Genomic DNA, 12,957 nt, shown 5'->3' with positions numbered 1-12,957 from the left:
GGCCCACAGGTAGTGCGGTCCGGGCGACAGCGAAAGTTCTTTTCGCCATCTCACGTTTGGCTGTTTCGGTTCGAAGCTCTCCGCGACCTCGTCGTCCACGTACAGCTCTACCTTCGCGATACTGTCAGTTTCATCCGGGTCCGAGATCACCAGCGAGACATCAACCTTTTCCACAGGCAGGCTGCGAATTGTGCCCATAGGCAAGCCGTTGACTTCGAAGTATATGGTGCAATTTCGATCTCCTGTGGAAAAACAACGGCGGTTCGCCAGGGCATCGAGAATATTGCGCACCGACAAACCGGGAGCCAGAATGCCCGTCCAGGTTCGCACATTCCCCCAATTGGGCGAATGGGTGTCGGTGGAGCCGTCCGGTGCCAAGTGCCAGCCCAGTCGAAGGGCCCGCCGAAAAGCCTTTTCCTCGTCGGGGTTTCGCACTTCTATCAGTTGCACCACCTTATCGCCCAGTTCGGAATAGGCCAGACCGCCGTGGGACTTGGTTCCGTCACCAGGATGATTGAATTTGAGCACGACATTGGCTTCTGCCGCGGCACGGTAAAACGCCTCCGGATCGCTTGGCCAGCGAAAAGTCGGCGGATTATAGATGCACAGATGTCCCCACTGCTTCGTCCATTCCAACCCGATGAGCGCGGTGAATTTTCCCAGCTCGTTGGCCTCCCATGCCACCTCTTGAATGTCGGTCCACTCGTTCTCGTCCAGTGATTCGAGATGGTCGGTGAGGGAGAAGACGTCCAGCTTGGCGACATCTCGGGCATAACTGTATGCGTCGGCCGGAAAGTACGTTCCATCCGAATACGACGTATGACTGTGTAAATCAGCAAACCACACTCGTAACGGATTGTTGAGCGTCACCCCAACGGTAGCTGTCACCCGCCGATTTTCAGTCACGATCCGGAGGTTCTGTGATCCATTGGGAACGAGTGTCGTATCGATTTCACCTACCCAGACACCATTCTCTTTTTTCAATTCTGCCCACGGTGGGCCCCCAAAACCGGCGAACATCCTCTTTGGAAGTGATGCGCCGGTGGGTTGTTCAACCTCGACACGGATCACCAAATTCCCCGATACCACTGCGCCTGGCTGAGGGCTCTGCACTTTAAGCACAGCCACAGGCGGGGGCGAGGCCTGCTCCGCGAAGGCAATGCCAGTAGCCACCCATTGTCCAACGGCCACGAGAAAAGTAACAACACAACACGTGGAAAAAGCCTTCATAAATTTTCCTTCCTGTTAATCATACAGATGTTTTGCGTACCACCCAAGCCAATTTTCGCGTTTTGAGTATACTTACACCTCAGAACACGGACAATATTTTGGAACACAGTCTCAGAGGTTTGCTCCCTCAGGGGAAAGACGGGTGCATTTCGGGCCCGATTGCTGGCGCGATAGCGGTGTCGCATTCCGATCTGCCCCATACCCCTTCTTCAAGACTTGCGAGAGGGCGAAGACTCCGTGTCTTGGAAGGGCAGGTCAAGAATGGCCCTTACCCTCTAAACGGCAACTGATCGGAAGAGTTGGCGCCCGGCCGGTGACGTGGATTGTCTAAGCTTGGCAAGTGAAATCGACTAGCGGGGCCCTCCGGGCGAAATCCCTTTTTTGCACAAGGCCTCGTCGCGGTCCACGTCTGGTACCAGTGGAAAAGTCCGGGGGGAACAACGATCGGACCACTTGAAAAACTCAGAACGGTCATTCTAGAAAGAGGAAAGAGCGGGGCTGTCAATCCTCGCATAGGATGCCCGCCCGTCGTATATCGCACTTTTGCCGTGTGTCATGGATTCGGATGAGACTCGAACCAACCATCCTGTATGAAGATCGTCATGTTCTGGTGGTCAACAAACCGGCAGGCTGGGTGACCATGGGACTTCCCGAGGGCCAGGAAACGCTTCTCACGTGGCTCAAAAAAATGATCAAGGAGCGGGACGCGAAGCCCGGCAATGTGTTCCTCGGGATCGTGAGTCGCCTGGACACGCCCGTTACGGGAGCGGTTCTTTTGGCGAAAACGTCCAAAGCCGCCGCCCGCCTGGCAGAACAGTTTCGTCGGCGGACGGTGTCCAAGATCTATTGGGCAGTCGTGGAAGGCAGGTGGCCGAAGGCAGAGGGCACGCTTCAGCACTGGATCAAGCATGATCCTCGCTTTCGCCGCGTCCACATCACGCATGCGAAAGACCCGGACGCAGAAGAGGCTGTCCTTTCTTACCGGCTTCTCGAGACCTCCCACAACTGCAGCCTGCTGGAACTGGCTCCCAAGACCGGGCGGAAGCATCAAATCCGCATCCAGCTCAGTTCCTGCGGCCATCCTATATTGGGTGACCGGAAATATGGTGCAAAAACCCCTTTCCCGGCAGGAATTGCTCTCCACGCGAAGGAGATTACATTTCTCCACCCTGTGGAAAAAACACCAAAAACGGTAGAGGCCCCGATACCGTCGTACTGGAGGTCAACCGCCCTGAAAAGCGTGGCGGCGGATCGAGCGTGAATCGGGGAGCGGCTGGCGATGGCGACTGCCTGGCCTTGGTTTAACCGAGCTGAATACTCCTATCGTGGATACCCAGGAGGGTGTCCAGAACTCCCCGGACGTAGCCGACCGATTCCGCCAGTCCCGGCAGGGGATCGTTTGGATCCTTTTCGTACTCGAAGGATACCATACCGCCATATCCAATATCGATGAGTGCCCGCAGGAAGCCGGGAAGATCAAGCACACCCCGGCCGCACTCGACGCACTTTCCGGCGGGCGACGCCACATCGATATCTTTCATGTGGACGTCCAGAAGTCGGTCCGCAAAACGCCGCGCGTCGGCGATCGGATCTGCTCCGATTCGGGCGGTGTGTCCGATGTCCATGCACAGCCCGATCCGCGGATCGAGACCTTTGACCCGTTCATACACGCTCTCGGGGGTCGGGAAGAATTTGTCGCCCGGCCCATGATTGTGGATCGCCACCGCGATGGATGTCTCCTGAACTTTCTTCTCAACCAGAGGAAGGATTGGCGGATGGGGGGACGCCACAATTATCCTCATTCCCGCCTGCCTGGCGTAATCGAACGCCTGGACGACCTCCTGCTCGTTCGTCATCGTGATAACGCCGCCAGCGTAGAGATCAATTCCTGCATCCGCGACCAGCTTCTTGGCTTCGTTGATTTGTTCGGGCGACGCGTCAAGCGGAAGATGGAACGACTTGAGGCATATATGCTTCAAGCCCAATCGCTTGGTCATCTCCAGCGCTTGCGATAACGGAAATTCTCTCAGGGTGTAGGAAGCCAGCGCCAGCCGAAAGGAGGGCTTCTTCCCTTCTGCACGAGCACTCTCAAAACCTGAGGCCGTTTGTGCTCCCGCGAGCCCCACCCCCGCTAACGCCGCCAGCGCAGCGCCAGATTGCTGGAGAAACCCCCGACGCGGTAACAAAGGTCGATGATCCATCTCAGTTCCTCCCACGTGGATTCTCACGTCCACCTTTTGCGATGAACAAAAGCGTTTTATGAAAATCATTACACCACAGAAGTAATGCCGTCATTATCACCTGCGGAAGGCAAACGTCAAGAAGAGACCTTTTGCAGACGATCAGGACAGAAACGCTTTTCTCGGTTTGCGATCAACTGGACGTCCGGCTTACTGGCTGCCCGAAGGTTGAAGGAAAAACCAAACGGCAACTCCCGCCAAAACAAGGGCCGCCAGAATACCAACGGCGATGGCCAAAGTTTGCGTTCGCCGAGGCCGCTCGGCCGCGCGGATGAAGCGCATCTCGGGCAACTCTTCCGGGGCTACATGCGGGAACTCCGCCCCACCCAGAGAGGGAAAGACTTCCCGTGCTTCCCGCCAATCCCGCCAGCCTTCTCTCCACACGAGCGTATCGGGTGTGATCCTTCCCTCCGTGATCCACACTCGAATAACTTCGGGCGCAGCCGGTCCGTACTGGCCCCCGGCTGGCGGACGCACATACCAGGCCACGTCTGGATCTGAGAGAGGATCTGCCACAGGTTTCTCGGTCATTAAAAGAGGCGGTTCCGGCCCACTTCCAGGCACTGCCTCCGACGCTCCTGCCGGCTCCGGCGAGCCTCTCAGCGATGCGTCAAGTGGCGTCGGCATGGCGCGGAATCCACCGAACGGCTCCGGGGCGTTTTCCGCGGGTGTGGGTTCCAGAAAGTCTGTCAGGTTTTCAAAAGGAGTTGCCGGCGCAGAATCGGTCTCAGGAGGAAAAGGAGAGGTCTGGTCCGGGACCTGCTGTTCAGACGGGGAAGAGGGAGCCTTCGAATCGGCGGACGTTTGCAGGGCACGGCGCTGTGCCATCCTTTGGGCCTTTAATTCCTTCGTGCTCGGCCGGGTGCTGTGAAGAGGAATCTGGACCTTGGCCCCGCAATAGGGACAAATACCGCGCATGCCGGCTTGAAAAGCCTTGACGTGCAGCTTATGGCCGTTAGGGCAGTAAAAGCGAATTCCCATGTCACTAACCCTGCTCGGTTTCCAGCCGTCACCAACGCGGCATCAGCTGCAGTACCCGACGAGGCGAACGGCCGTGCCCTATTTTCATTATAAAGTCAGAGGGTTCGCGGTACGACGCTCTCACTGGCGGCAAGCTGATCCCCAGGGCAAACGGATGATCCCCCAGGGAACGAGCAAGAACCCAGATTCTTATCGGGATGGTCCAAAAAGGGCGACGTCGTGTGCTATTGCCTTCGTTGCGACACCCACGGCCAATACCGGGCAGTGAGGGGAATTCTTGAATTGCCCCGAATCCGACCACTTTGGCCATATTACCGTGCACTCTATGGGCGATCTATGAATGGCCTTAAGCCTCGCTCAGGTGAGACAAGGCGAATTACCAGGGGCCATGCCAGGGTCTTCTTGAACACCCTTGGAGATTGTCCAACAAGGTCGCATACCTGCTTGACTGCCATTTCACGCAAGTCAGTTAGTTTTCGCTGACAAGACGCAACTTCTCAGCCGACGGCTACTTGTACCGCGGATCAACTCGAATGTAACTACCGAGGTCGTCCCTCACCTGCTACAATCTCTGCGGGCGAGGAGATAAATGGATCTCATCGTACAAAGATAGGGAGGATACGTCATGACTCACTTTACACGCCGGGAAACACTGAAAGTATTGGGATCCCTCGGGACCATGGGTATGCTGGGGACCACGTCCGCCGAAATGCCGACCGTGGACGTTCCCCCAATGCCAGGGGCCAGTGACATTCGGCGAACAATATTCACCAAGGTCTGGGAGACTCCTCTCATTGATAGCCATGAACATCTTCCCGACGAACAGGACGTTCTGCGCGGACCGGGCGGTAAGACGTAGGAGCAATGGACAGTCATTCTGCAGCATTATCTTGATTCGGATTTCCGTTCCGCAGGAATGACCCGGGCGGAATACGATTCCTTTTTCCAAAAGCCGGGATCACCGGAAGAAAAGTGGCGTATTCTCGCTCCTTACTGGCAGGCTGTACGCAATACCGGCTATGGTTTGGCCGTGCGGATCGCCATGAAAGAACTCTACGGGATCGAGGATCTATCCGAGAAAACCGTCCTCCAGCTTCCCGAAAAGTTTGAAAGCACACGGCGCCCCGGTTTCTATCAACACATTTTGTGCGATCTTGCGAAGATTGACTCCTGTCAGGTCAACACCGGAACGTTCCACGAGTCGCGCCAGCCCCTCCTGCTGCTTCAGGACATCAGTATCGTGGGAATGTTTGCGGGCCCCAACTTACGGGCATTTGGATCACCAACGGGCATCCAGGTCACAACTTTGAGTGACTGGTATCGAGTCATCGACTGGTGGTTCGATCGTTATTCGCGTTATGCAGTGGCCGTCAAGTCGCAAAATGCGTACAGTCGGAACATCGATTACGAAAAAGTTCCTCAAGAGCGGGCGGAACCCATCTTTGCGAAACGCCTTCGTGGTGAGGCGCTCACTCCAGAGGAACAAAAAGCCCTGGAAGATCACCTTTTCTGGTACGCCGTTCAAAAAGCGACGGAAAACCATCTTCCTGTGAAGCTCCATACAGGGTATTATGCGGGTGACAATTACATGCCACTTTCACGACTTCTCCACAATGCCGGCGCTGCATGCGATCTTTGCCGTCTATCGCCGGAGACGACGTTCGTCTTCATGCATATTTGTTACCCCTATTACGAGGAACTCATCAGCGTAGCCAAACACTACACAAACGCCTACGTGGACATGTGTTGGAGTTGGATCATCAACCCGGTGGCTGCGAAAGACTTTCTGAAGAAATTCCTCGTGACGGTGCCCGCTAATAAAATTTTCACGTTTGGTGGGGACTACCGCCCGGTCGAGCCTGTCCTTGGTCATGCCCTTATCGCCCGACAGGGGATTGCCCTGGCGCTTTGCGAACTGGTGGAAGAAGGCTGGCTGAGCCTCGACGACGCCCTTCAGCTCGTTGACCCGATCATGCATGAAAATGCCCGGCGGGTCTTTCGGGTGGAAGAGAAAAAGCAGAATCTTCGCTCAGCCCCTTGGGTTACACAAAAGTAATCCTTGCGGATGGGAAGCCGCAAACTCGGGGAGTTGCACTACGCGTTCTATAACGTTCCTTTGGTACTCGGAATGCCGGACCCTCGGGGATCTTTTTCCACGGCCATGCGGAGCGCCCGGGCAAAGGCCTTGAATGTGGCTTCGGCAATGTGATGGCTGTTCGTTCCGTAATGGAGCAGCAGGTGGACGTTGGCTCCCGCCTGATTCGCGAAGGCCTGGAAGAATTCGCGGATCAGTTCACTTTGAAATTGCCCGATAAACGGCTGAGAAATTGGTACGTTATAAACGAGGTAGGGGCGACCACTCAAATCGATCGCAGCCGTGACAAGGGTCTCGTCCATTGGGAGTGTGCAATGGCCGTAGCGACGAATGCCGCTTTTATCTCCCAGAGCCTGTGCAACAGCCTGCCCCAGCGCAAGCCCAACATCTTCCACACTGTGGTGCTGATCGACGTGGAGATCCCCGTGGCATCGAATATACATGTCGATGGTCGAATGACGAGCCAGCAGGTGGAGCATGTGATCAAAGAATCCGATGCCGGTCTCAATATCGGCGTGACCCTGGCCGTCCAAACAAACGCGTACGGTAATGTTTGTTTCGAGGGTGTTCCGAGTGATTTCGGCGGTTCTCTCCATGAATCTGTATCTCCCGTGCTTCAGCCGTCCTCGGGAGGCCGGTTCGTTAGCCTACCTCTTCTTTTACTTTTTCAGCTAAGATTTCCTGTAAGCGTTCCAGCAGACAGTCTACTTCACTATCAGTTCCCACCGATATCCGCAGCCCATCGCCCCAACCTGGGTAGTCCATGTAACGTACGAGAACCTTTCGTTTTTTGAGCTCTTCATAGATCGGTTTCACCGGCCTGTCTTTCCTTGTGCACCAGACGAAGTTTGCCTGAGACGGTACCACGTCAAATCCCAAACCACGCAATTGCTCTGCCATACGTTTGCGGGTTTGGATAACCTTTCGGGTGGTCTCCCGCAGCCAATCCTGATCCTGAATGGCAGCCGTTGCTCCCGCGATCGAGAGGGCGTCGCAATTGTACGAGTCCTTTACCTTGCGGAGTTGTTCAATGATATGCGGTTGCGCGACCAGATAGCCGAAGCGCAGGCCCGCCAGTGCGTACGATTTACTGAGGCTCCGGGAAACCATCACGCGATCGCTGAGTTTCACCAGATCGACGCAGCTCTCGGCGGCAAAATCGACATACGCCTCATCTATGAGGATAGGGCATGGGAGCTGTTCAATCCACCTGGAGATCACAGCCGGCGGGATCATCGTTCCTGACGGACTGTTCGGATTTGCCAGAAATATCAATTTCAATCGCGGATGAGACACCAGAAAGTCGTCACTCAGGGTCCAATCACTCTGAAAAAAGACTTCTTCCCAGGCACCATTTTGAAGCTGTGCCAGAACTCGATAGAGAATGTAGCTGGGATAGGCCAGTCGAATAAAGTCGCCTTCTCCCACAAAAGCCCTTGTGACGATCGTCAGAATATCGTCGCTGCCGTTCCCGGTGAGGATCCAGTCCGGTTCCACACCCAGAAGCCTGGCCGCCTCTACCCGGAATGCTGTCGCTAATGGATCCGGGTACCTCTGCAGCCCGCGGCGGAATGCCTGAGCAATGGCATCCCCAACGGCCGGCGAGGGCGGATACGGGTTCTCGTTCGTATTGAGCTTGACGTAACCCGCTTCCTGGGGCTGCTCGCCTGGAACATATCCCGCCATTTCAAGAATATTCTTGCGGATAAAATCAGCAGCGCTTTTCGACATAGATCGCTCTCGAAATAAATTCACGCGAGAGTTACCATGTGAACATCATGTCAACCTATAAGGCATCTTTTCCGCCGAAGAACGTCAATAGCCGAGACGAGTCCCTGGTCGATTAAATTTTCTTCCGGTTGCGGACTCAGTTATTCCGCCTCCGCCTTACTTCCACGCTCGCCAGGTGAGCCGTGAGTCCCTCCCTGCGAGCGAGCATGATCACATCCTCAGCAAGGTGCTCCAGCCCTTCCTGAGTAAACTGGAGGACGCTCGTTGCGTGGAGAAAGTCGTTGGCGGACAGCGGACCGGCAAATCGGGCTGTCCCCCCCGTGGGAAGCACATGGGACGGTCCGGCCGCGTAATCACCCAGTGCTACCGGCGTGAAATGTCCCAGGAAGATCGCGCCCGCGTTATCAATCCTCTCGGCAAGGGCTTCCGGATTTGCAGTCGCCACATGGACGTGCTCCGGTGCAATTTCATCAGTCAACTCGCAGGCTTGCTCGGCGTTTTTTGCAAGGATAACGGCACCAAATTCCTCCAGGGCTGATCGCGCAAGGTCACCGCGTTCCATGTCCTGCAGGCGAGAGTCGAGGATGCGCAATGTCTCGCGAAGAATTTTTTCTTCCCATCCGATAAGGACACTCGAGCCTGGCGAATGTTCAGCCTGGGCCATGAGATCAAAAGCCACAAACTCGGGCGTGGCGGTACTGTCCACAATGACGACCACCTCGCTGGGACCGGCAATAGAGTCGATGTCCACCTCCCCGAACACATATTTTTTTGCGAGAGCCACGAACAAATTGCCCGGTCCCACGATCTTATCGACCTTCGGTGTGGACTCAGTTCCGTAGGCCAGCGCGGCGACGCCGTGGGCTCCTCCTAAACGATACACTTCATGGACACCCAGTTCGAAACAGGTTGCCAAAATGTCGGGGTTGTAGGCGCCGAATTTGGTTGGCGGGACGAGGACGGCTATCTCCTTCACCCCGGCGCATTGAGCTGGGACCACGGTCATCAGCAGCGTGGATGGATAGGCGGCTGCTCCGCCGGGAACGCAGACCGCCACCCGCCTGACCGGACGGTAACGCTCTTTAAGAAATCCCCCGACGGTTTCGACAAGGACATCTCGGTGGAGGATAGCTTTCTGATAGCGCTCAATGTTGGCACGGATGCGACGAACCGCGGCGAGAAAATCGGGATCGGCATCGCGATGGGCCTTTTCTAGCTCGCTGGCCGGTACGCGGATGCTCTCCCCATCTAATGCAACGTTGTCAATTCTCACGGAATAGTCGAGCACAGCAGCGAGACCGCGATTCTGGACATCACGGCAGATGCGTTCCACGACCTGGCTGGGTGTCAACTCTTCCCCAAAAACTTCTTTCGTTTTGGCACGAGAGGCAGGACTGACTATGTCTCCCTGAACGCCCAGTTTTCGACGCAGGGAGGTCAGTAAGTGAGACGGATCCTCCGACCGGCAATCCACCCACGGGATGTTGAGCATTCAAACGGTTCTCCTGCAATGTTAATGTAAAGTTCGAGAGGTTCCCCAGAATCTTTCTTGGCGGTTGTTCAACCCAATATGATTCCAGCGTATTCCGCGCGAAAAACTTGACAATGGGCACTCCCTTGCCTCCAGGCGTGTGCTAGGTTCAGATAGTATTGCCCGTAATGAGTGGGAGCGTCAATTCCGTCGCGAACTTCTCGAGCAGGTCGGCCGGTGGGTGAGAGTCTTTTCACAATCGAATGTCCTACGTGCCTGGCGAGGCTCCGTGTCCGACGCCTTGAGGCCGTCGGAGGAATTTGGCCGTGCCCCAAGTGCGGCAGTTTGGTTCAGGTGACGCCTCCGCCGGGCTGGCAACCACCGTCGCCAACGGGCAGTCCCGCGGACCTTTCGAAGGAGGAACACGGAGCGGAAAATCCGCTCGAGGAAAGCCCTAGAAGTGGCTTCCCCTCGGAAAAGACGGCTTCTCAAACTACGGGCACGGTGGCAGCGGAACTCCAAACACCGCCGAATGGTGCGTCGGAAAGCCCGACGGCGGAGGGCGAAAAAACACGCAGAGAATCAAGCGTATTACCATCGTCCGACACCGGGCAGGCGAACGAGGGAACGCCCAAACACGGAGGGGTCTGGGCCCGTCGCAAGTGGATCGTGGTGGTGGGATTTTTAGTGCTCGCAGCCTCCACCATAGTCATTTACCTGCGATCTCTCGGTCCAAAAACGCCTGGACCGGTCCAACCGCCGCTGGTTCCGGCGGAACAGCGTGAGCCTGTGCCTGTCAAGGAAGTTCAAGAAGGTAAGAATATGCCCCCAGGCCAGTGGATCCTGGAGGCAGCCGGTGAGGACATCACGGAAATCTTCGGGGTGGATGATAAAGTTCCACCGGCCGATCCATTTCTGCGATTTCTTGTGGTGCCGCTCGACCTGGACGCCTATCGGACGTTTGCGGCCGAATGTCAACGAGCGATGGGTTTGAAAACGGAAAGCCTCGCCGCGCACCTGGTGTTTGGCAAATGGAGGAAACCCCGCGCCTGTATTTTCGAACTGACGCCCGACCAGCAGGCTGATTCGCTTAATCAATTTGGACAGGAACTCGCGCGTTACGCCGATGTAGCGCTGCGCCGCCACCCTGATCCCTCACTGGACCTCGCTTTAGCCGTCCTGGACTCCCACACCCTACTGGTGGGCAACGTTGATTTCCTGGATCGGCTTTTAAGGCAACACACAACCGGCGAAAACTCCGGTAAAAATTCGCAACATCCACTGGCAAACATCCTGAACGACGCCCGGCGGTTCCAGGTGTTTTTCCTCGGAGAGGCTCACAGCGTTTATTCTGTCTTCGGGGCCAAATGGTTGGCGGGTTTTCCAGAACTGGTGAGATTGCTGGAAACTCTGCAACAGAGGAGCGACACATTCTGTGCCGGTTGGTCCCTCTCCGGCGATCAGATCAGGTTGACCTTGCTTTTGTCATGTCGCCAAAAGGAAGATGCCGCATCGCTCCACGATCAACTGGAAAAACTACGGCTTGAGGGCCTGGAACAACTGAAAACCCTTGAAAAGGATGAAAATCTGCTTGCAAAAATGTCGCCCACGGGAATGACCGCGGAGGCGTGGTCGCCCACAATCAACAGAGTGAGCTCGAGTTTTGAACGCACGGCCGTTTCCGCGAAGGACACAGCAGTGGCGATTGAGTGGTCTCCCGCCGAACAGCCCAGCCCCCTTCAAAATGTCGAGGCGACCGGCGAGGCCTTTGCACGGCTCTGGCTTGCCCTTGCCGCAGTCCAGTCCTTCGTGCACGCGGAAAAATTTGGCAGGAGCCTCAATCAATACGTCGAACGCCAGACGAGTTTTCCACGGGCTGCGATCGGCGGGGATCTTTTGCCCCCTGAAACACGGCTGAGCTGGATTTCGGAACTCCTTCCCTACCTTGGTTACCCTGAATGGTCAAAAGGTCTTCAACCCGGCTATTCGTGGAATGCGCCGCAAAATCAACCGGTGACCCAACGGTTTCTTCCAGAGGTGACCAACCCGTTGCTTGGCGCAACACAGCATGTTCCGGGATACTACGACACCCACCTCGTCGGTGTGACTGGGGTGGGGCCCGATTCCGGGAATCTCCCTGCTTCCAGCCCACGGGCAGGCCTTTTCAACTTTCGTCAGTCGATCAAAAGGGAAGATGTAAAGGATGGGCTGTCCAACACGCTGGCCCTTCTCCCGGTAGAGGACCAGCTCGGACCATGGGCTGCTGGCGGGAGAGCCACGGCCAGAGGACTGACGAAGCCTCCGTATGTGAAAGGACCTGACGGTTTCGGTTCCGCCTTGCCCGGTGGCATGCTTGCGGTGATGGCCGACGGTTGTGTGCGATTTATTCGCCGCGATGTTGATCCTCGCGTCCTGGAACAACTTGCCACCATTGCGGGGGGAGAAGCTGTGAACCTCGAGGCCGTCGCTCCCGCGTGGCCCGGTAAACTTTCTGCCGGTCAGCCCATCGTCCCACAAGAATCGGGCACACCGGGCCGTGAAAGTCCACCTCGTGCGGCACAGCATTGGCCAGGGGCAACACCCTGTGGCCAGAACTCGCCGCCGGCTGCTGATGCCGGAAAGGCCTCCACTGCTGGACTGCAGCTCCAGTTGCACATCGAATCCTGGCCGGAGGTTCCTCTGGGTCTTGCGCTTGCTCGCCTGACCGAGTGGAGTTCCCTGCCCATTTCCGTGGACCCGGAGTCCCTCCTCTGGGAGAACGCTCCCGATCTGAAAACCGTAGCGATCCAACCGGGAAAAAAGACGATCCAACAGATCCTCGAAGAAATCGCGGCCCAGCGCGGCTGGACCGTGCTTCCCTGCGGTCGTCTCGTTGTGTTGTGCCGTCCGGAAAGGGTCAGCAAGGTTGTGACCTACAGAATTCCGCGTCTTCCTGAGCATGTTTCGGACAAGTTGCTGCAAACGATCATCGCAACGTTGGATGACGCACCAGGATCGCCAGGTGACGCGGTAAAATACGTGTCGAATAATAACGAAAAGATTCTCCAGGGTCCTTTTATTGGTGTTCTCACGATCCGGAATTGGCTTGAAGAACACCATCCGCCGCGATGGCTTCCGGAAGCGGCTGAGGAAAACTCAGCCCTCCGGGAGGTTATTTCGCTGAATTACTATGAGCCGACTCCGTTTATCGAGATAGTAGCGGCACTCAA

General features: G+C 56.3%; 10 protein-coding genes. 4 read left to right on the top strand and 6 right to left on the bottom strand.

Features of this window, described 5'->3' with window-relative positions; all coding sequences use genetic code 11:
* Window positions 1–1,230 (bottom strand): CehA/McbA family metallohydrolase (locus tag H5U08_RS02200; protein ID WP_297029654.1); only part of this gene is annotated, 1,230 nt, incomplete at its 3' end.
* Window positions 1,231–1,795: 565 nt separating this feature from the next.
* Here H5U08_RS02200 and H5U08_RS02195 point away from each other — a divergent pair.
* Window positions 1,796–2,491, top strand: a complete 696-nt coding sequence (locus H5U08_RS02195; RefSeq protein WP_297029652.1) for an RluA family pseudouridine synthase — start codon at window positions 1,796–1,798, stop codon at window positions 2,489–2,491.
* A 40-nt stretch (window positions 2,492–2,531) separates the two neighbouring features.
* Here the strand turns inward: H5U08_RS02195 and H5U08_RS02190 are convergent, their stop codons facing one another.
* Together H5U08_RS02190 and H5U08_RS02185 are read right to left on the bottom strand one after the other, a co-directional pair.
* Window positions 2,532–3,431, bottom strand: coding sequence for a sugar phosphate isomerase/epimerase (locus H5U08_RS02190; RefSeq protein WP_297029651.1), 900 nt, complete (start codon window positions 3,429–3,431; stop codon window positions 2,532–2,534).
* 189 nt (window positions 3,432–3,620) lie between these two features.
* On the bottom strand, window positions 3,621–4,451 hold the full coding sequence (locus tag H5U08_RS02185; RefSeq protein WP_297029650.1) for a GYF domain-containing protein: 831 nt from the start codon (window positions 4,449–4,451) through the stop codon (window positions 3,621–3,623).
* 625 nt (window positions 4,452–5,076) lie between these two features.
* Between H5U08_RS02185 and H5U08_RS02180 the strand changes: the two genes are divergently transcribed.
* Together H5U08_RS02180 and H5U08_RS02175 are read left to right on the top strand one after the other, a co-directional pair.
* Window positions 5,077–5,310, top strand: coding sequence for a hypothetical protein (locus H5U08_RS02180; RefSeq protein ID WP_297029648.1), 234 nt, complete (start codon window positions 5,077–5,079; stop codon window positions 5,308–5,310).
* 57 nt (window positions 5,311–5,367) lie between these two features.
* Window positions 5,368–6,507, top strand: coding sequence for an amidohydrolase family protein (locus H5U08_RS02175; RefSeq protein ID WP_297029647.1), 1,140 nt, complete (start codon window positions 5,368–5,370; stop codon window positions 6,505–6,507).
* Window positions 6,508–6,554: 47 nt separating this feature from the next.
* On the opposite strand, the gene hisB is transcribed toward H5U08_RS02175, so the two are convergent.
* The 3 genes from hisB to hisD all read right to left on the bottom strand — a co-directional run bounded on the left by hisB (window position 6,555) and on the right by hisD (window position 9,769).
* Entirely contained in the window at window positions 6,555–7,142 is a 588-nt protein-coding gene (hisB, locus tag H5U08_RS02170) for an imidazoleglycerol-phosphate dehydratase HisB (RefSeq protein WP_297029645.1), read from the bottom strand.
* 46 nt (window positions 7,143–7,188) lie between these two features.
* On the bottom strand, window positions 7,189–8,277 hold the full coding sequence (gene hisC / locus H5U08_RS02165; RefSeq protein WP_297029643.1) for a histidinol-phosphate transaminase: 1,089 nt from the start codon (window positions 8,275–8,277) through the stop codon (window positions 7,189–7,191).
* Between the two features lie 136 nt (window positions 8,278–8,413).
* Entirely contained in the window at window positions 8,414–9,769 is a 1,356-nt protein-coding gene (gene hisD / locus H5U08_RS02160; protein ID WP_297029641.1) for a histidinol dehydrogenase, read from the bottom strand.
* 216 nt (window positions 9,770–9,985) lie between these two features.
* Here hisD and H5U08_RS02155 point away from each other — a divergent pair.
* The coding region (locus H5U08_RS02155; protein WP_297029640.1) for a DUF1559 domain-containing protein at window positions 9,986–12,957 on the top strand (2,972 nt) is incomplete at its 3' end.

It is taken from the genome of Thermogutta sp., from assembly GCF_014359955.1.
Lineage (GTDB): Bacteria > Planctomycetota > Planctomycetia > Pirellulales > Thermoguttaceae > Thermogutta.
This window is presented reverse-complemented; position numbering and strand designations above follow the sequence as displayed.

Excerpts from the sequence above, each read along its gene's own strand:
- H5U08_RS02195 (WP_297029652.1), top strand. The coding sequence starts at position 1,796 with ATGAGACTCGAACCAACCATCCTGTATGAAGATCGTCATGTTCTGGTG.
- H5U08_RS02190 (WP_297029651.1), bottom strand. The coding sequence starts at position 3,431 with ATGGATCATCGACCTTTGTTACCGCGTCGGGGGTTTCTCCAGCAATCT.
- H5U08_RS02185 (WP_297029650.1), bottom strand. The coding sequence starts at position 4,451 with ATGGGAATTCGCTTTTACTGCCCTAACGGCCATAAGCTGCACGTCAAG.
- H5U08_RS02180 (WP_297029648.1), top strand. The coding sequence starts at position 5,077 with ATGACTCACTTTACACGCCGGGAAACACTGAAAGTATTGGGATCCCTC.
- H5U08_RS02175 (WP_297029647.1), top strand. The coding sequence starts at position 5,368 with ATGACCCGGGCGGAATACGATTCCTTTTTCCAAAAGCCGGGATCACCG.
- hisB (WP_297029645.1), bottom strand. The coding sequence starts at position 7,142 with ATGGAGAGAACCGCCGAAATCACTCGGAACACCCTCGAAACAAACATT.
- hisC (WP_297029643.1), bottom strand. The coding sequence starts at position 8,277 with ATGTCGAAAAGCGCTGCTGATTTTATCCGCAAGAATATTCTTGAAATG.
- hisD (WP_297029641.1), bottom strand. The coding sequence starts at position 9,769 with ATGCTCAACATCCCGTGGGTGGATTGCCGGTCGGAGGATCCGTCTCAC.